General features: G+C 69.2%; 14 protein-coding genes and 2 pseudogenes. 7 read left to right on the plus strand and 9 right to left on the minus strand.

Annotated elements, in window-relative coordinates:
* Positions 1-9 precede the first annotated feature (9 nt).
* The 4 genes from ACO2Q2_RS00490 to orn form a co-directional block, all read right to left on the minus strand.
* The gene (locus ACO2Q2_RS00490) at positions 10-945 is read right to left on the minus strand and encodes an isopenicillin N synthase family dioxygenase (RefSeq protein ID WP_423253815.1); all 936 of its coding nucleotides are present in this window, start codon (positions 943-945) and stop codon (positions 10-12) included.
* Positions 946-1,057: 112 nt separating this feature from the next.
* The gene (gene glmM, locus ACO2Q2_RS00495; RefSeq protein ID WP_423253816.1) at positions 1,058-2,419 is read right to left on the minus strand and encodes a phosphoglucosamine mutase; all 1,362 of its coding nucleotides are present in this window, start codon (positions 2,417-2,419) and stop codon (positions 1,058-1,060) included.
* 51 nt (positions 2,420-2,470) lie between these two features.
* Complete coding sequence (folP, locus tag ACO2Q2_RS00500) at positions 2,471-3,382, minus strand: dihydropteroate synthase (RefSeq protein ID WP_423253817.1); 912 nt, start codon at positions 3,380-3,382, stop codon at positions 2,471-2,473.
* Positions 3,383-3,392: 10 nt separating this feature from the next.
* The gene (orn, locus tag ACO2Q2_RS00505) at positions 3,393-3,953 is read right to left on the minus strand and encodes an oligoribonuclease (protein WP_423253818.1); all 561 of its coding nucleotides are present in this window, start codon (positions 3,951-3,953) and stop codon (positions 3,393-3,395) included.
* 70 nt (positions 3,954-4,023) lie between these two features.
* Here orn and sbcB point away from each other — a divergent pair, with 70 nt between their 5' ends.
* Entirely contained in the window at positions 4,024-5,469 is a 1,446-nt protein-coding gene (gene sbcB / locus ACO2Q2_RS00510) for an exodeoxyribonuclease I (protein WP_423253819.1), read from the plus strand.
* 11 nt (positions 5,470-5,480) lie between these two features.
* On the plus strand, positions 5,481-6,167 hold the full coding sequence (locus ACO2Q2_RS00515) for a DUF2461 domain-containing protein (protein ID WP_423253820.1): 687 nt from the start codon (positions 5,481-5,483) through the stop codon (positions 6,165-6,167).
* Positions 6,168-6,273: 106 nt separating this feature from the next.
* Here ACO2Q2_RS00515 and ACO2Q2_RS00520 read toward each other — a convergent pair whose 3' ends face one another.
* Positions 6,274-7,587, minus strand: a complete 1,314-nt coding sequence (locus ACO2Q2_RS00520) for an MFS transporter (protein WP_423253821.1) — start codon at positions 7,585-7,587, stop codon at positions 6,274-6,276.
* A gap of 300 nt (positions 7,588-7,887) precedes the next feature.
* Between ACO2Q2_RS00520 and ACO2Q2_RS00525 the strand changes: the two genes are divergently transcribed.
* Complete coding sequence (locus ACO2Q2_RS00525; RefSeq protein ID WP_423253822.1) at positions 7,888-8,736, plus strand: hypothetical protein; 849 nt, start codon at positions 7,888-7,890, stop codon at positions 8,734-8,736.
* A 5-nt stretch (positions 8,737-8,741) separates the two neighbouring features.
* A complete protein-coding gene (locus ACO2Q2_RS00530) occupies positions 8,742-9,989 on the plus strand; it encodes a DUF4785 domain-containing protein (RefSeq protein ID WP_423253823.1) in 1,248 nt (415 codons plus the stop codon).
* A gap of 64 nt (positions 9,990-10,053) precedes the next feature.
* On the opposite strand, the gene epmA is transcribed toward ACO2Q2_RS00530, so the two are convergent.
* The 3 genes and pseudogenes from epmA to ligA all read right to left on the minus strand — a co-directional run bounded on the left by epmA (position 10,054) and on the right by ligA (position 14,026).
* Positions 10,054-11,016 (minus strand): EF-P lysine aminoacylase EpmA, encoded by a 963-nt coding sequence (gene epmA, locus ACO2Q2_RS00535; protein ID WP_423253990.1) that lies wholly within the window; start codon positions 11,014-11,016, stop codon positions 10,054-10,056.
* 147 nt (positions 11,017-11,163) lie between these two features.
* A pseudogene (locus ACO2Q2_RS00540) lies at positions 11,164-11,457 on the minus strand (endonuclease domain-containing protein); the annotation flags it as partial.
* 169 nt (positions 11,458-11,626) lie between these two features.
* Entirely contained in the window at positions 11,627-14,026 is a 2,400-nt protein-coding gene (ligA, locus tag ACO2Q2_RS00545; RefSeq protein ID WP_423253824.1) for an NAD-dependent DNA ligase LigA, read from the minus strand.
* A 356-nt stretch (positions 14,027-14,382) separates the two neighbouring features.
* On the opposite strand from ligA, the gene ACO2Q2_RS00550 reads away from it, so the two are divergent.
* From ACO2Q2_RS00550 to ACO2Q2_RS00560, 3 genes are all read left to right on the plus strand, one after another.
* Positions 14,383-15,858, plus strand: coding sequence for an MFS transporter (locus ACO2Q2_RS00550; protein WP_423253825.1), 1,476 nt, complete (start codon positions 14,383-14,385; stop codon positions 15,856-15,858).
* Between the two features lie 250 nt (positions 15,859-16,108).
* Positions 16,109-17,500 (plus strand): sodium:proton antiporter NhaD, encoded by a 1,392-nt coding sequence (gene nhaD / locus ACO2Q2_RS00555; protein ID WP_423253826.1) that lies wholly within the window; start codon positions 16,109-16,111, stop codon positions 17,498-17,500.
* 56 nt (positions 17,501-17,556) lie between these two features.
* Positions 17,557-18,741, plus strand: a complete 1,185-nt coding sequence (locus ACO2Q2_RS00560) for a cation:proton antiporter (RefSeq protein WP_423253827.1) — start codon at positions 17,557-17,559, stop codon at positions 18,739-18,741.
* Between the two features lie 70 nt (positions 18,742-18,811).
* On the opposite strand, the pseudogene ACO2Q2_RS00565 reads toward ACO2Q2_RS00560, so the two are convergent.
* A pseudogene (locus ACO2Q2_RS00565) lies at positions 18,812-18,964 on the minus strand (deoxyribodipyrimidine photo-lyase); the annotation flags it as partial.
* Positions 18,965-19,022: the final 58 nt, after the last annotated feature.

Below are 19,022 nucleotides of genomic sequence, written 5' to 3' on the forward strand. Positions count from 1 at the left end.
TCAGCCCGCTCAAATCAACTTGATCTCGCGCAACCGCTGCAGCAGGTATTCGTGCGAGGTGATCGAGCTGTCGTAGCGGCTGGGGTTGTCCGGCGTGATGCATTCGGGCACCGGATCAAGCACGACATCAGGGTTGGGGTGCAGGAAGAACGGCACCGAGTAGCGCGGCTTGCGCGCGTTGTCGTTCTTCGGGTTGACCACGCGATGCGTGGTGGACGGATACACGTGGTTGGTCAGCCGCTGCAGCATGTCGCCGATGTTCACCACGATGGCATCGCCCTCGGTGGTGATCGGCAGCCACTCGCCCTCGCGGGTGAGCACTTCCAGTCCTTCGGCGCTGGCGCCGACCAGCAGGGTGATGAAGTTGATGTCCTCGTGCGCGCCGGCGCGCACGTTGGGGATGTCGTCCCGGGTGATCGGCGGGTAGTGGATCGGCCGCAGGATCGAATTGCCCAGGTCGGTCTTGTCCTCGAAGTAGTTCTCCGGCAGGCCGACGTGCAGCGCCAGCGCGCGCAGCACGCGCGTGCCGAGCGCGTCCAGCGCCTCGAATAGGCCGTAGCCGTAGCGCTTGAAGTCCGGCACCTCGGTCGGCCACAGGTTGGGCGCCATCACGTCGGCGAACTTCGAATCGCGCGGAATCTCACGCCCCACGTGCCAGAACTCCTTGAGATCGGGGTGCGCGCTGTCCTTGGCGGTTTCCACCTTGAACGGCGTGTAGCCGCGCGCACCGCCGGAACCGGGCACGTGGTACTTCATCTTGGTTTCGGTGGGCAGCGCGAAGAAGCGCTGGAACGCGTCGTAGGCGCCGTCGACCAGCGCCTTGTCGATGCCGTGGCCGCTGATGCAGCAGAAGCCGAACTCGCGGTAGGCCGCGCCAAGCTCGGCGACGAAGGCGTCGCGGTCGGTGTCGTAACGACGGATGTCGAGGGTGGGAACGTTCTTCATGGCGACTCCAGGTTGGCGTGCGGTCGATTTCATCCGCCACCGCAAGGGCGGGGCACGTCGGGCCAATCCTTGGCGACCTGGGTTACAGCTAGGGATGCTCCCTAAAGCAGGCTCACGAGCGTTCGAGGGCGGATGTTACGACGTCCGCCAGCGTCTGTGCCAACGCCTGCACTTCGGCGGCATCGGCCGCCTCCACCGTCACGCGCACCACCGGCTCGGTGCCGGAGGCGCGCAGGAAGACGCGACCTCGCCCCTCCAACTGCGCCTGCGCCCGCGCCACGGCGGCGGCCACGTCGGCGTGCTCGAGCACGCCGCGCGCGTTGCCGGCCACGCGCACGTTGAGCATCACCTGCGGCAGCTTGACCAGCCCGCGGCGGGCTTCGGCGAGATCCTGTCCGGCCCCGGCCAGCGCCTCGAGCACCGCCAGCGCGGCGACGATGCCGTCGCCGGTGGTGGCGCGGTCCAGGCACAGGATGTGGCCGGAGGTTTCGCCGCCCAGCACGCCGCCGTGCTCGCGCAACTGCTGCAGCACGAAGCGGTCGCCGACGTTGGCGCGCAGCAGCGGCACATCCATCGCGCGCAGCGCCTGTTGCAGCCCGTAGTTACTCATCAAGGTGCCAACCACCGGCCCCTTGAGCAGCCCTCGCGCGCGCCAGCTGCACGCCAGCACGTAGAGGATGTCGTCACCGTCGGCGAGCACGCCGTGGCGATCCACCAGCAGCACCCGGTCGCCGTCACCGTCGAAGGCGATGCCGATGTCCGCGCCGCGCCCGATCACCGCCTGCTGCAGCGCCTCGGGGTGGGTCGAGCCCACGCCGCGGTTGATGTTGAAGCCATCCGGCGCATCGCCGATGGCGCTGACCTCGGCGCCCAGCTCGGCGAACACCTTGGGCGCCACCTGGTAGGTCGCGCCGTGCGCGCAGTCCAGCACGATCTTCATGCCGTGCAGGCCTAGATCCTCCGGCACCGTCGCCTTGCACGACTCGGCGTAGCGCGCCACCGCGTTGTCGATGCGGCTCGCCTTGCCCAGGCGCTCGGACGGCACGGTGACGAAATCGCGCTCCAGCTCGGCCTCTATCGCCAGCTCGATCGCGTCGGACAGCTTCTCGCCGCTGGCGGAGAAGAACTTGATGCCGTTGTCCGCGTACGGATTGTGCGAGGCGCTGATCACGATGCCGGCGTCCGCGCGCAGTGAACGGGTGAGGAACGCCACCGCAGGGGTCGGGATCGGACCGAGCAGCTTGACGTCGACACCGGCGGCGACCAGTCCGGCCTCCAGCGCCGACTCGAACATGTAGCCGGAAATGCGCGTGTCCTTGCCGATCACCACCGACGGGCGCCTGGCGCCGCTGCCCTGGCCGGCGAGCACGGCGCCGGCGGCGCGACCGAGCTTGAGCATGAAATCGGCGCTGATCGGCCACTCGCCGGCGCGGCCGCGGATGCCGTCGGTGCCGAAGTAATTGCGTTGGGTCATGGGTCGATCCTTTGCTGAAGACGAAGCCGCGCCGCGGCGGGCTTCGCCACGTCATTCGTCGTCGGGCCAGCGCGGCGCAGCAGGGCCGGCATCCTTGCGCCGGGCCGGGCGGTGGGCATCCACCGCCTGCCACACCGCCAGTGCGTCGACGGTCGCGGCCACGTCGTGCACGCGCACCAGTCGGGCGCCGTGCTGCACGGCAATCAGCGCTGCGGCCACGGAGCCGGCGGCGCGCTCGGCCGGCGCGCTGCGCCCGGTGATCGTGCCGATCATCGATTTGCGCGAGAGCCCGGCGTACACGCCCGCGCCGAGGTCGGCGAAGCGGCGCAGCTCGCGCAGCAGTGCGAGGTTGTGCTCCAGCGTCTTGCCGAAGCCGAAACCCGGGTCGACCAGCACCTTGCGCCGATTCATGCCGGCCAGCTCGCAGGCGAACAGCCGGTCGGTGAGGAAGCGGTGCACTTCGCCCACCACGTCGTCATAGTGCGGATCGTCCTGCATGCCGCGCGGCTCGCCGCGCATGTGCATCAGGCACACCGGCACGCCGAGCGAGGCGGCGGCGTCCAGCGCGCCCTCGCGGCGCAGCGCGTAGACGTCGTTGATCATGCCCGCGCCGGCGGCCACCGCCGCGCGCATCACCTCGGGCTTGGAGGTGTCGATCGAGATCGGCACGGCGCAGCGCGCGGCCAGCGCCTCGATCACCGGCAGTACCCGTGCCAGTTCCTCGTCCAGCGGCACATCGGCCGCGCCGGGGCGGGTCGATTCGCCACCTACGTCGAGCATGTCCGCGCCCTGCTCCACCATCGCCAGGCCGTGGGCCACGGCGGCGTCGAGATCGGCGTACAGGCCGCCGTCGGAGAACGAGTCGGGGGTGACGTTGAGGATGCCCACCACGCGCGGGCAGTTCAGCGCGAGCGGACGGCCGTTGCAGTCGAGCACGGTGGCGAACAGGTCGGCGGCGGACATCGTCGGCGCCTCAGCCCGGCCCGCTCAGCGCGCCCATGTGCTGGCGGTAGTAGCGCAGCTCGTCGATGGAATCGCGGATGTCCGACAGCGCGGTGTGCGCCGAATCCTTGCTGAAGCCCTTGGCCACCTCCGGCGCCCAGCGGCGCGCCAGCTCCTTGAGCGTGGACACGTCGAGGTTGCGGTAGTGGAAGTAACGCTCCAGCTGCGACATCTGCCGATGCAGGAAGCGGCGGTCCTGGCAGATCGAGTTGCCGCACATCGGCGATTTGCCGGGCGGCACCCAGGCCTTGAGGAAATCCACTGTCGCCCGTTCCGCTTGGGCGTGGTCGGTGGTCGAATCGAGCACGCGCTGCCACAGCCCCGAGCGGTTGTGCTGGTTGCGGTTCCAGCTGTCCATCGACTCCAGCCTATCCAGCTCGTGGCGGATCGCGAACACCGGCCCTTCGGCCAGCACGTTGAGATCCCTGTCGGTGACGATGGTGGCGATTTCCAGGATGGAATCGGCGTCCGTGTCGAGGCCGGTCATCTCCAGATCGATCCAGATCAGGTGGTTTTCGTTGGCTTGGCTCATGCGTCCTCCTGGGCCGCGAGAGTCTAGCAGTAGCCATGCCCGGGCCCGCCGCGCATGCGATCATCGCCCGATGCAGACCTTCTTCTGGCACGACTACGAAACCTTCGGCGCGGACAGCCGGCGCGATCGCCCGGCACAGTTCGCCGGCATCCGCACCACGATGGAACTGGAGATCGTCGGCGAGCCCGTGATGTTTTTCGGCAAGCCGCCGCGCGATGCGCTGCCGCACCCCGAGGCCTGCATGATCACCGGCATCACGCCGCAGCAGGCCGAGCGCGAGGGGGTGATCGAGGCGGAATTCGCCGCCCGCGTGCACGAGCAGCTGGCCGAACCGGGCACCTGCGGCGTGGGCTACAACTCGCTGCGTTTCGACGACGAGTTCACCCGCCAGCTGCTGTACCGCAATTTCTTCGATCCCTATGGTCGCGAGTGGGAGAACGGCAACTCCCGCTGGGACCTCATCGACCTAGTGCGCATGTGCGAGGCGCTGCGCCCGGAAGGCATCCACTGGCCCACCCGCGAGGACGGTTCGCCCAGCTTCAGGCTGGAGCATCTGGCCAGGGCCAACGGCCTGCAGCAGGAGCGCGCGCACGATGCCCTCTCCGATGTACATGCGCTGATCGACCTGGCGCGGCTGATCCGCGTGCGCCAGCCGCGCCTGTGGGACTGGCACTTCGCCCTGCGCCGCAAGCAGCGCGTGTTCGAGCAATTGGACGTGGCCGGCATGACGCCGCTGGTGCACGTGTCCTCGCGCTACCCGGCCAGCCAGCACTGCCTGACCCTGATCGCCCCGCTGGCGCTGCACCCGACGCGGCCAGGCGAGGTGATCGTCTACGACCTGCGTTTCGATCCGGCTGAGCTGATCGCGCTGGACGAGGAAGACATCGCCGACCGCGTGTTCACCGCCCGTGCCGACCTGCCCGAGGGTGTCGAACGCATCGCGCTGCGCACCGTGCGCGCGAACCGTGCACCGGCGCTGGCGCCGCTGTCGGTGCTCAAGGGGGCGGACCTCGATCGCCTGCAGCTCGATCCCCAGCGCTGCCTGGCGCACGCCGACACGCTGCGCGCCGCCGCCGGTCTGCGCGAGAAAGTGCAGCGCCTGTTCCAGCAGGCCGCCGCCATGCCGAAGGCGGACGACCCCGAGCTGGCGCTGTACGACGGCTTCCTGCCCGATGCCGACAAGCGCCTGCTGGCCGAGGTCCGCGGCATGCCGCCGGAGCAGCTGGCGACGCGCACCTTCGCCTTCCGCGACCCGCGCTACGCCGAGCTGCTGTTCCGCTACCGCGCGCGCAACTGGCCGCACACACTCGGCGCCGACGAACGCGCGCGCTGGGATGCGTTCCGCCGCGACCGTCTGACGCGCTCCACGCCGCTCACCGGCCTCACCCTGGACGAGTACGCCGCGCGCCTTGCGCAGCTGCGCGACGACCCTTCCTGTGCCCACCATCAAACCCTGTTCGACCAGCTCGCCGCCTGGGGCCGCGAGCTGGCCGACGAGATCACGCCGCTTGCCTGACGTCACCGACCATGCCCGTCGCCTACTTCTCGCCCGCCACCTTCCGTTTTCTCCGCGCGCTCGATCACCACAACAGCCGCGAATGGTTCCACGACCACAAGGCGGACTACGAGCGGCACGTGCGCGAACCGTTCCTCGCCCTGATCGCCGACATGCAGGCGCCGCTGGCCAAGATCAGCCCGCACTACCGCGCCGACACGCGCAAGAACGGCGGCTCGCTGTTCCGCATCCATCGCGACACACGCTTTTCCAACAACAAGCTGCCGTACAAGCCGTGGCAGGGCGCGCGCTTCTTCCACGAGCGCCGGCACGAGATCGCCGCACCGTCGTTCTACGTGCACATCCAGCCCGGCGACTGCTTCGCCGGCGGCGGCATGTGGCATCCGGAGCCCGACGACCTCAAGCGCATCCGCAGCTTCATCGCCGACAACCCGGCGGCGTGGAAGAAGGCCACGCACGGCAAGGCGTTCCGCGAGCGGTTCCAGCTCTGGGGCGAATCGCTGAGCCGGCCGCCGCGCGGCTTCGATCCCGCACACGAGCTGATCGACGACCTCAAGCGCAAGGATTTCGCCGCCGGCCAGGGCTTCGACGAGACAATTGCCTGCTCGCCCAAGCTGCTGCCCACGCTGGTGGACATCTACCGCCAGCTCGCCCCGCTCAACGACTACCTGTGCGCGGCGCAGGAGCTGGAGTTCTAGCCCTCGGTAGGAGCGCACCCTGTGCGCGAACGCTCCTGGCCCCGATACACGACAGGCATTCGCGCACAGGGTGCGCTCCTACCGGCGATGGCGGATGCTGGCGGTTTCAGTCACCGAGACTCGGCGGCATCCGCCTCTCGGTGCGCAGACCCGCGGCCACCACGACTGCCGCCAGCGCGGCCAGCGACACGTAGTACGCCGGCGCCAGCGGACCGAGGCCTTTCACCAGCGCGCCGATCAGCGGCGGGGTGATGCCGCCGAAAATCGCGTAGGCGACGTTGTAGGAGAACGACAGCCCGCTGAAGCGCACCGCCGGCGGAAACGCATGGACCATCACCGTGGGCACCACACCGACCACGCCCACCGCAAAACCTGCCAGCGCATACAGTGGCAGGAAATGCGCCCCGCCACGCTGCAGATCGAGATAGAGCACGCAGGTCGCCAGTGTCATCAGCACGGCGCCGACGGCCAGCGTGCGCGCCACGCCGAAGCGATCGGCCACCGCTCCGAACGCCAGACAACCCACCGCCAGCGCGAACGAGGCCAGGCTATTGCCCAGAAACGCCGTGGCGGGCGGCAGGTGGAACACCGCCTGCACCAGGGTCGGGGTCATCAGGATCACCACTACGATCGCCGCGGTGAGCGTCCAGGTCACCGCCATCGAGCGAGCGAGCGCACCGCGATGTTCGCGCAGCACGCGCTTCAGCGGCAGCTCGTCGGCCAGCGCGCGGCGCGCCTGCATCGCCTCGAACACCGGCGTCTCGCGCAGCCAGCGGCGCAGCCACACCGCGATGAAACCGAACACGCCGCCGGCCAGGAACGGCAGCCGCCAGCCGTAGTCGAGCAGTTGCTCGGGGGTCATGCGCTCGTGGATCGCCGCGGTGAGCAGCGAGCCGATCAGGATGCCCACCGTGAGCCCGCTGGTGAGGCTGGCGCAGGCGATGCCGACGCGACGCGCCGGCACGTGCTCGGCCACGAATACCCACGCGCCCGGCACTTCGCCGCCCACCGCGATCCCCTGCAGCACGCGCAACGCCAGCAGCAGCACCGGCGCCAGCACACCGATCTGCGCGTACACCGGCAGCAGACCGATCGCCAGCGTGGGCAGCGCCATCAGGAACACGCTCAGCGTGAACATGCGCTTGCGTCCCAGCAGGTCGCCGTAGTGCGCCATCACGATGCCGCCCAGCGGCCGCGCCAGATACCCCGCGGCAAAGATGCCGAACACCTGCAGCTGCGCCAGCCACGGCGCCGTGCCCCTGGGGAAGAACAGCTCGCTCAGCGGCACCGTGAGAAACACGAACACCACGAAGTCGTAGAACTCCAGCGCGCCGCCCAGCGCGGCCAACCCGAGCGTGCGCAGGTCGCCCCGGCTCAGGCGATCGATGGCGAACGGACCCTCCGCAGTGGTGTCGTGCATGCGCATCGCGTTTGCATTCAAAGGGCGGTCACGATAGCCGATGCCCGTATTTGTCGACCACGTCGCACTCGCGATGCGCTGTGGCAAGACCGCGGCAATCCGTCACTGCTAGATTCCATGCGCCGCCGCATGGTCGCCAGGGGAGACCACGGCGTCCTGCGGTGCCATGGGGATGGCACTCAACGAAGGTCGATCTGCCCGCAAGCCACGGAAGGTTTGTCCCCTCCGTGTCCGCGTCCTGCAGGGCGACCCCACACGCGGCGATGCCGCCTTGAGGGAGAGACAGCGATGCAACAACGCATGATGCTTTTGGGAGTGCTGGCGCTGGCCAGCGCGGGGGCGCAGGCCGCCACCGGCGTGGCGCTGGTACACGGCACCGGCAAGCAGACCGATGCCTACAACAGCTACTGGCAATCGGACATAGTCGAGGGCGTGCGCAAGGGCCTGACCGATCCGAACAACCTGCTGGTGGTGAACTGCGATTTCGACCAGTACATGTGGGACGACCGCGCCGCCGGCTGCCTGGCCGGCCAGCTCACCCACTTCATCCAGGCGCGCAACATCGACCGGCTTACCGTCATCACGCACTCCAACGGCGGCAACGTGATGCGCTGGATCCTGTCCAACCCCACCTACGACGCGCGCTACCCGGACATCATCCGGCGCATCGTCAAGGTCGATGCGATCGCTCCGTCCAGCGCCGGCACGCCGCTGGCCGATGCAGTGATCGCCGGCAACGTGTTCGAGAGCTCGCTGGGCTGGCTGCTCGGCTACAAGACCGACGCCGTGCGCCAGCAGCAGGTCGGCTGGATGGCCACCTACAACCAGTACTACCTGCTCGGCACCAGTGGCCGCCCCGCCCTGCCCGTGGCCTTCCGCGACGCGGTGGGCACCGACGTGGTGTCGGCCGTGTGGTCGAGCCAGGCCTACTGCGGCGGCTACCCCCAGAGCGTGGGGCTGGAGATCACCCAGAACTGGCTGGACAGCTGCTCGGACGGCTTCATCGAATGCTCCAGCGCGCAGGCCGCGGGCACGCTGTGGTTCAAGGACAGCGCCCGCACCAGCGGCGGCCAGGTGCTCAACCACAACCAGAGCCGGCGCGCCTGCTTCGGCCTGCCGTCGATCCTCGCCAACGACATCCAGGGATGACCATGATGAAGCCACGCACTCTCACCCTCGGCCTGCTGGCCATCCTCGCCGCCGCCAACGTCGCCGCCACCAGCCACAACCTGCTGCCGGCGGGCAGCGACGACATGGTGCCCGGCCACCTGCAGGCGCTGCCGCCGGCCCGTGCCCTGATCACCCGCGATGCACCGCGTCCGCGTGCCGAACGCCTTCCGGTCAGCGTGAGCTGGGCCCTGCCCGGCGATGCGCCGATCGACCCCGTGCCGCAGCCGTTCGCCCGCGCCAGCCGCGAATACTGGATGGACGTCTCGGCCACCGAACTGCAGCGCGGCATCGCGCTGCCGTTGAGCGCGCCGGGCGCCATCATCCGACTCAGCCCGAGCGACACCCGCGGCGGTCGGCTCGCCGCCAGCGGCATCAATGTGCGCATCGGCGGACAGAGCTTCGCCGGCAACCGCGCCGCCAGCCAGGTCGGCGACGTCGGCGCACTGCGCGCCAACGGTATGGACGTGCCGGACGCCTCGCTGGTGATGCAGCTGCGGCCGGAACTCGGTGCCGGCGCCGCGACCCTCACCGCCGCCGGCGCCAGCGGTCGCTACGTCGTGCACGTGTTCGAACCGCGCAGCACGCTCACCGTAACCGCGCGGACCGACCGCGATGTCGCCCTGCTCGGCGAGCCGGTGCATGTGACGGTGGCAATGCATGACGGCGATCGCACCCGCCCGCTGCAGGCAGTCGGCGGCTTCCTGCGCGCGCCCGACGGCCAGACCACCCTGCTCGACTACCGCACCGGCACCCACGGCGCCTTCGACGCCACCGCCCTGCCACTGCACGCCAGCCGCACGCCTGGCCTGTGGGAACTGCACAGCTTCACCCTGAGCGACGACGGCCACGGCAACGCGGTACGCCGTGATACCACCAGCGTGTTCGCGGTGGCCGTGCCGGACGCGCGACTGGACGGCACCGCCGACACCCGGCGAGGCAGGGATCGCGGCATCGACGTGACTCTCGGCCTCAACGCCGCCAGCGCCAGCCGCTACGCGGTTTCCGGCGTGCTCTATGGCCGCGATGCCAGCGGCCGGATGGTGCCCGGCGCATATGCGCAATCGGCGGCGTGGCTTGCGCCGGGCCGCAGTGCTCTGACGCTGCATTTCGACCGCGGCAGCGTGGCCGGCATCGGCGCCCCGTACGAACTGCGCGACCTGCGCCTGCAGGACCAGCCGGCGATCAGCCTGCTGGAACACCGCGCGCTGGCGCTGCGCTTCGATCGACCGTAAGCGCGAGGCCGTCATCGCGGCGCAGCACTTCTGCGTCGCGATGACGGGAGGTATCCGGGGCTCGTCAGGCCTCGGCGAACGGGAACGCCAGCACGTCGGCGATGGCGTCGGTGTCGGCCAGGCACATCAGCAGGCGCTCGATGCCCAGCGCCACGCCGGCGCAATCGGGCATCGCGTCGAGCACGGCGAGCAGGTGCGCGTCGACGGGCACGTCGGGCAGACCACGGGCGCGGCGCCTGGCGTTGTCGCGGGTGAATCGCGCCGCCTGTTCGGCCGCATCGTTCAACTCGTGGTAACCGTTGGCCAACTCGTGGCGTCCCAGGTACAGCTCGAAGCGCTCGGCCAGCGGCGGGGCGCCGGGACGGATGCGCGCCAGCGCGCACTGGCTGGCCGGGTAATCGTGGATCACCGTGATGCGGTCGGGCGGAAACGCCGGCTGCAGCGTGTGCGTGATCAGCAGGTCGAGCCAGTCGTCGCGCTCCAGACCGGCCGGATCGATGCCGTACTCGCGCAGCGGCGCCTGCAGGGTTTCCAGCGGATCGTGCAGCGGGTCGATGCCGAGTTCGTCGAGGAACAGCTGCCGATAGCCGCTGATCACCAGTTCCGCACGCCGGTCGACCAGGGCCAGCGCCTGCTGCACCAGCTCGATGGTTTCCTCCATCAGCCGATGATGGTCCCAGCCGACGCGGTACCACTCCAGCATGGTGAACTCGGGATTGTGCCGACCGCCCGCCTCGCCGTTGCGAAACACGCGGCCCAGTTCGTAGCAGTCGCCAACACCCGCGGCGAGCAGGCGCTTGAGCGGAAACTCCGGCGAGGTGCGCATCCAGCGCTGCGGCGCGCCGGCATCGACATGGCCGGTGAAGCGGGTGACGAAGCTCTCGATGTTGGGGTCGGTGTTGCCGGCGGCGGAGAGGATGGGGGTTTCCACCTCAAGCACGTCGCGGGTGTCGAAGAACTGGCGGATGAGACGGTAGACGGCGGCTCGTAGATGGAGCGCGGCGTTGAGTTCATTGGCTGAGAAGATCAAGGGCGCCCCCTCACCCCAACCCTCTCCCCCGGCGGCGCCGGGGGAGAGGGAGTTCGAGCTGGCGAGCTTTTGGCTCCCTCTCCCCCGGCGGCGCCGGGGGAGAGGGCCGGGGTGAGGGGGCTGCCCTTGCTTGAGCACCCGCACGATCTCCTCCAGCACATCGTCCGTGCGCAGCAACACTTCGTCATTCCAGAACCGCAGCACGCGAAAGCCTGCCTGCTCCAGATCAGCGGTGCGCTTCGCATCGGAAGGTTCGTCGTGCTGGCCGCCGTCCAGTTCCACGATCAGCGCGTGTTCGACGCAGCAGAAGTCCGCGTAGTAACCGGCGACAGGATGCTGTCGGCGGAACTTCACGCCGAGCTGGGCGGCGCGCAGGCGTGACCAGAGCTTGCGCTCGGCATCGGTCTGGTGGCGGCGAAGTTCCTTGGCGCGTTCCATGGATTAAAGAGCCCCCCTCTCCCCAACCCTCTCCCCCGGCTGCGCCAGGGGAGAGGGAGCTACGGCATGCGAGCTTTCAGCTCCCTCTCCCCTGGCGCAGCCGGGGGAGAGAGCCAGCCCTCGACCCGATCGGAGGGTTGGGGTGAGGGGGTGCTTTTCGCTCACGACATCACCCCTCATGCCGGGCCAGCAGCGCCAGCAGCCATGCCTCGTCCCACACCGGCACGCCCAGTTCCTGCGCCTTGTCCAGCTTGGAACCGGCCGCTTCGCCGGCGACCACGAAACTGGTCTTCTTCGACACGGAACCGGACACCTTGGCACCCAGTGCCTCCAGCCGATCCTTCGCCTCGTCGCGGCTGAGCGACTGCAGCGTGCCGGTGAGCACGATGGTCTGGCCTTCCAGCGGCGCAGCCTGCGCGGCGGCCTGCGCGGGCAGCGCGGCAAGCAGCGCAGCCATCATCTTCTCGGCATGTTCCAGTTCGGCGCGACGCGCATCGTCGGCCAGCATCGCCTCCAGGTTGATCGCCGCGGCCTGCGGTACGCCGGCGACGATCCAGTGCGCCGAACCGGCCTGTTCCAGCGACTGCAGCGTCGCGTATCGGTCGGCCAGCAGCCTGGTGCTCTTCGGACCGAGCTTGGGCACGTTGGCCATGTCCAGCAGCACGCCGAGGTTGAGGCGCTCGCGCAGCTTCGGTGACGGATCGCTCTCGTCGGCGAAGTGCACGCCGGCGGCCAGCAGCGCATCGACCACTCGTTGGTTGCCCTGTTGCGCGAAGAACGCCGCGATGGACCCGGCCACCTCGGCGCCGATGTCCGGCAGCACGCGCAGCACCATTGCCGGCATGCTGCGCACGAATTCCAGCCGACCCAGCCAGGCGGCCAGCGTCTTCGCCGTGCTTTCGCCGATGTGCATGATGCCCAGCGCGAACAGGAAGCGCGCCAGCGTGGTGGTGCGGCTGGCGTCGATCGCCTCGACCAGGTTCTCGGCCCACTTGGTGGCCACCTTGCCCTGCTTGACGGTCTCCGGCACGGTGCCCCCGGCCTCCGCCGGGGCAGGCTTGCGCTCGTCGGCGCGGCGCTTCATCTCGATGAAATCGTCCACCGTCAGCGCGTAGAGATCGGCTGGCGTCTTGACCATGTCGAACTCGACCAGCGCGTCGACATAGCGCTCGCCCAGGCCGTCGATGTCCATCGCGCGCCGCGCGGCGAAATGGATCAACGCCTCCTTGCGCTGCGCGGCGCAGAACAGGCCACCGGAGCAGCGCCAGGCCGCGGCGCCCTCCTCGCGCACCAGCGCCGAGCCGCACACCGGGCAATGCGCCGGCATCTGCCAGGGATGGCTATGTGCCGGCCGCTGCTCCTCGACCACGCGCACCACCTCGGGAATCACGTCGCCGGCGCGGCGCACGATCACCGTGTCGCCCACCCGCACGTCCAGCCGCGCCACCTGGTCGGCGTTGTGCAGCGTGGCGTTGGTCACCGTGACGCCGGCCACCTGTACCGGCGCCAGTCGCGCCACCGGCGTGGCGGCGCCGGTGCGACCGATCTGGATCTCGATCGCCTCCACCCGGGTCATCTGCTCCTGCGCCGGGAACTTGTGCGCGATCGCCCAGCGCGGCGCGCGCGAGACGAAGCCCATCGCATGCTGGCCGTCGTAGTCGTCGAGCTTGTAGACCACGCCGTCGATGTCGTACGGCAGCGCGTCGCGCTTTTCGCCGATGGCGCGGTAGTACCCGATCAGGCCGTCGAAGCCTTTCGCGGTGGACACCTCCGGCGACACCGGAAAGCCCCAGTCGCGCAGCTTCCTGAGCGTCTGCGAATGGGTGGGTGGCAACTCGCCGCCCTCCACCACGCCCACCGCATAGGCGAAGAAGCTCAGCCGGCGCTTCGCCGTGATCGCCGGGTCGAGCTGGCGCAGCGAACCGGCGGCGCCGTTGCGCGGATTGGCCAGGGTCTTCTCGCCGTGGCTGCGGGCGTGTTCGTTGAAGGCTTCGAAATCCTTGCGCAGCATCACCACCTCGCCGCGCACCTCCAGCACCTCGGGCCAATCCGTGCCGCGCAGGCGCAGCGGGATGGCGCGCACGGTGCGCAGGTTGGCGGTGACGTCCTCGCCGGTCTCGCCGTCGCCGCGGGTCGCGCCCTGCACGAACACGCCATGCTCGTAGCGCAGGCTGATCGCCAGGCCATCCAGCTTCGGCTCCACTGAAAATACCGGCTCGCGGCGGCCCAGCGTCTGCTCGATGCGCCGCTCGAACTCGGCCACCTCGCGGAAGCGTTCGCGGTCGGTCTCGCCCTCCTCGCTGAAAGCGTTGCCCAGCGACAGCATGGGAATGGCGTGGCGCACCTCGGCGAAGCCGCCGGTGGCGCGCGCGCCGACCTTGCGGGTGGGCGAATCGGGCGTGGCCAGCTCCGGATGCGCCACTTCCAGCGCTTCGAGCTCGCGCATCAGGCGGTCGTACTCGGCGTCGGGAATCATCGGCTCGTCCAGCACGTGGTACTGGTAGTTGGCCTGCTCGATCTGTTCGCGCAGGGCGGCAGCACGCGCGGTGGCCTCGGGGTGGCGGGTCATGCGGAAAAATTCATGCGGAAGTTCCTCGGACGCATCAGTCTAGCGAACTGTTCCGCGCTCCTGATCAGCCCCGATGCCCGGCCGCTCTTGGCCGAAGGCTGCACGGAGGCGAGTGCTTCGACCCCGCTGGCTGGCACCAACCAGGCCCGGCACGAACGGGGATGGCCCTGCGGACCTGCGCGCTGGGCCTGCCCCGGGCATGCTCCGGGGACGGACGCTCATCGGATCGGCTGCGCATCGGGTTGATCGGGTCCGCGCGCTCGACGTGCCCGGAGATCCGCGCGCATGAAGCCGTCCTGACTCTCCCGGACGGTGGCACAGATCGATACCTGCCCAAGCAAGTATCATCGCGGACGATGTCTCCCCCCTCTGCCCTGCCGGTCGTCGCCCCCGCGGCGGCTGACGATCCGGCCTCGTCGACGACGGCTTCCCCGCATACCACCCACCGCGGCCTGCTGTGGCTGGTGGCGGCGGCGTTCTTCATGCAGGCGCTGGACTCCACCATCGTCAACACCGCAGTGCCGGCGATGGCCACGGCCCTCGGCGTAACGCCGCTGGGCATGCGCAGCGCGCTCACCAGCTACGTGCTGACGCTGGCGATCCTGATCCCGGCCAGCCCGTGGCTGTGCGACCGCTTCGGTACGCGCCGCGTGTTCGCCGCGGCGATCACCATCTTCGGCATCGGCTCGTTGCTGTGCGGCATGGCGCAGACGCTGCCGGAGCTGGTGGTCGCTCGCGTGATCCAGGGCATCGGCGGCGCCTCGCTGATGCCGGTGGGACGCTACGTGCTGGTGCGCACGATCGCCAAGCGCGATTACGTGCACGCGATGAGCACGGTGGCCACGTTCGGCCTGCTCGGCTCGGTGCTGGGGCCGCTGCTGGGCGGCGTGCTGGTGGAGTTCACCAGTTGGCGGCTGATCTTCCTGATCAACGTGCCGGTGGGCCTGGCCGGGCTGTGGATGAACCAGCGCGACATGCCGGAGTACCGGCTGGAGCAGGCGCGAGCGTTCGACACGACGGGCTTCCTGCTGTTCGCCGCCGCCTCGGCCCTGCTGCTCACCGCCTCGGAGCAGGCCGGCGCGCAGGTGCACCACTGGCCGCTGGTCGCCGGCTGCGGAGTGCTGGCGGTGCTGCTCGGCGCGCTCTATGTGTGGCACAGCCGGCGCACCGGGCATCCGGTGGCCGACCTCGCCCTGCTGCGCGTGCGCAGCCTGTCGGTAGCGCTGGTCGGCAACGTGTTCACGCGGCTCGGCATCGGCGGCATGTTCCTGCTGCTGGTGCTGTTCCTGCAGGTCGGCTGCGGCTGGTCGCCGACTCTGGCCGGCCTGATGATGGTGCCGCAGGCGCTGGGCTCGATCAGCTCCAAGTGGGTGGTGAACCGGCTGCTGCTGCGGCTGGGCTATCGCCGCCTGCTGCTGGCCAACACCACGGCGGTGGCGGTGATGCTGGCCGCGTTCTCGCTGGTGGATGGATCCACGCCGATCTGGCTGATTGCGCTGCTGGTCTACATCTACGGCGGCTTCACCGGCCTGCAGTACACCGGCATGAACACGCTCGCCTACACCGATCTGGACGTTCGCCACGCTTCAATGGCCTCGTCGATGGCCTCCACTACGCAGTACCTGTCGATCAGCTTCGGCATCGCCTTCGCCTCGCTGCTGATGGAAATCTTCGTCGGACGCGAGGTGCACGCCGCGCACGCCTACGTGGCGGCCTTCCACATCACCGTGCTGGTGCTGGCGGCGGTCACCGCGCTGGCGGCGACGATCTTCCTGCGATTGCGGCCCGATCATCCCGGCGCTGCGCCGCGCGGCGCCGTGGTCGAAAATTAGTGTGGTGACACTGAACTATCGAAACACGTAGGAGCGCACCCTGTGCGCGAATGCTCTTGGCTTTGATGTCCATCAGGAGCAAGAGCATTCGCGCACAGGGTGCGCTCCTACGGTTCCGGATGTTGTTGAATTTCAGTGTCGCAACAAGAATGTGGTGTTGCACGCTTGGCGGCCCTTTCAGCGAGCGGGCAACACCACACTGGCGGCTGCTACCCTTCGCAGCTCGACTGGCTATTCCAAGGACCGCCGCATGCGCTGGACCGTCGCTCCCGCCACCCTGCTCGTCAGCATGCCCGCGATGGCGGAGCCGTCCCGGGAAGCGAATTTCCACCTCACCACCCATCCGGTCGGCTGGATCGCGCTGGTGCTGTTCGTGCTCGCGTACCTGGCGGTGATCTTCGAGGAGCGCCTGCACATCGCCAAGTCCAAGCCGGTGATGCTGGCCGCGGCGCTGATCTGGGGGATGATCGCGTGGGCCACCGGCGGGCCGGGCGGCGCAGTGTCGCCGGCGGCGGCCGCCTTCGAGAGCATGTTTCTCGAATACGCGGAGATCTTCTTCTTCCTCGTGGTGGCGATGACCTATGTCACCGCGATGGGCGAACGCAACGTGTTCGAGGCGCTGCGCGACGCGCTGATCCGGCGCGGCTTCGGCTACCGCTCGCTGTTCTGGATCACCGGGCTGATCGCGTTCTTCCTCTCGCCGGTGCTGGACAACCTCACCACGGCGCTGGTGATGTCCGCCGTGGTGCTGGCCGTGGCCGGCGGCAACCGGCGCTTCATCGCGCTGGCGATGATCAACCTGGTGGTGGCGGCCAACGCCGGCGGCGCCTGGAGCGCGTTCGGCGACATCACCACGCTGATGGTGTGGCAGGCCAGCAAGAGCGGTTTCTTCGATTTCTTCCGGCTGTTCGCGCCGTCGCTGGTGAACTGGCTGGTGCCGGCGATCCTGATGGCGTTCGCCCTGCCCAAGGGGCAACCCGAGTGCGGCGCAGGCGTCAGCCAGCTCAAGCATGGCGCCATCGGCATCTGCCTGACCTTTGCGCTGACCATCGCGATCACCGTGGTCGGCCGCCAGTGGCTGGGCATGCCGGCCGCCTATGGCATGCTCACCGGTCTGGCCTTCCTCAACCTGGTGGCCACGCGCATCGACCGCCGCCAGCGCCGCTACGCACTGGCGCAGGGCGAGGAGCCGCAGAGCTATTCGATCTTCCGCATCATCGCCAACGCGGAGTGGGACACGCTGCTGTTTTTCTACGGCGTGTTCGCCTGCGTCGGCGGACTGGCCGCGCTGGGCTACCTGGAGCTGGCCTCGCAGCATCTCTACGGCAGCCTGGGCTTCACCCTGGCCAACGCGATCATGGGCGTGACCTCGGCGGTGGTGGACAACATCCCGATCATGTTCGCGGTGCTCAAGATGAACCCGTCGATGGACGAGGCGCAGTGGCTGCTGATCACTCTCACCACGGGCGTCGGCGGCAGCCTGCTGTCGGTTGGTTCGGCCGCTGGCGTGGCGCTGATGGGCGCCTCGCGCGGGCAGTACACCTTCATGAGCCACCTGCGCTGGAGCTGGGCGATCGCGCTTGGCTACGTCGCCAGCATCGCGCTGCACCTGTGGCTGGCGACGCACGTGTTCCACGGCTGATGATCGGCACGCGTGCCGTGTAGCATGGTCGGCCACTCCGAGGGAGCGACCGACGCATGCACCACGCCGCTGACATCCTGCTCACGCTGTTCGTGATCTACATCGCCGCGCAGATCGGCGCGGAGATCGCCCAGCGGCTGAAGCTGCCTGGCGTGGTCGGCGAGATCGCCGCCGGCTGCGTGGTCGGCCCCTCCGCGCTTGGCTGGCTCACTTCCGAGCAGATCCTGCCCGGCACGCCGCTGGACGTGATGGCCGAGATCGGTGTGGTGCTGCTGCTGTTCTCGGTAGGCCTGGAGACCCGCCTCGACGACCTGAAGAAAGTCGGCAGGAGCGCCTTCCTGGTCGGCGTGCTCGGCGTGATCCTGCCGTTCGGGCTGGGGGCGCTGTGGGCACATGGCGAGGGCTTCGACTGGATCAAGTCGCTGTTCGTGGCCGCCGCGTTCGTCGCCACCTCGGCCGGCATCACCGCACGCGTGCTGCAGGAGCTGGGCGTGCTGTCGCGGATGGAGAGCCGGGTGATCCTCGGTGCCGCGGTGATCGACGACATCCTCGCCATGCTGCTGCTCGGCGTGGTGTCCTCGCTGCAGGGCGGCGGCGAGCTCGACCTGCAGTCGCTGCTGCTCACCCTGGCCGGTGCGGTCGGCTTCGTGGCAATCATCGGCTGGGGCGGCTCCAAGGTGATGCGCCGCGGCTCCGGCTGGCTGGAAAAACCGATCAGCCCGCACTCGCCGCTGACCCTGGTGCTGGCGATCTGCCTTGGCCTGGCGTGGCTGTCCACGCGCTTCGGCCTGGCCGCGATCATCGGTGCTTTCCTCGCCGGCATGATCGCCTCGGAAACCCGCCAGCGCGACGATCTGGAACACCAGACGATGCCGCTGCTGTCCTTCCTCACGCCATTCTTCTTCGTGGTGACCGGGGCCAAGGTGAACCTGTCCGAGCTGGCCGGCGTGGACGCGCTGGTGATGCTCGCCGTGGTTACCGTGATCGCCATCGTCTCCAAGCTCGCCGGCGGCTTTCTCGGCGCGCTGTCGCTGGGCAAGCGCAGCGCCACCATCGTCGGCTTCGGCATGGTGCCGCGCGGCGAGGTCGGCGTGGTGATCGCCAGCCTTGGGCTGGCAGCGGGCGTGTTCAACGAGCGCGTCTACGCGATCATCGTGGCGATGTCGCTGCTCACCGCGATGGTGACGCCGCCGGTGCTGGCGATGCTGCTCAAACGCGCGCCGACAGCCCCCAGCGCCTAGGAGCGTGGCGTGATGGCTGTGCGGCGAGGCGTCCAGCGCCGCCAGCGAGTGGCGAGTGATGCAGCCATCAGCGGCTGGCAGCACCCCGGGGCCACTCGCCCTCTTCCTGCGGCGCATGGATGTAGACCGGCAGCACGCGCTCGTGCGCGGCGCAGGCGGCGTGCAGGGCGGGGTTGTTGGCCAGGCGCAGGTGGCGGCGCAGCCAGACGATGGCAAGGGACATGGGCGAAGCAGATCCTGTGCGGTCGGGAACCACAGGGTACGTTGAGAGGCGGAGTGGG

It is taken from the genome of Dyella sp. KRB-257 (assembly GCF_049445995.1).
GTDB lineage: Bacteria > Pseudomonadota > Gammaproteobacteria > Xanthomonadales > Rhodanobacteraceae > Dyella_A.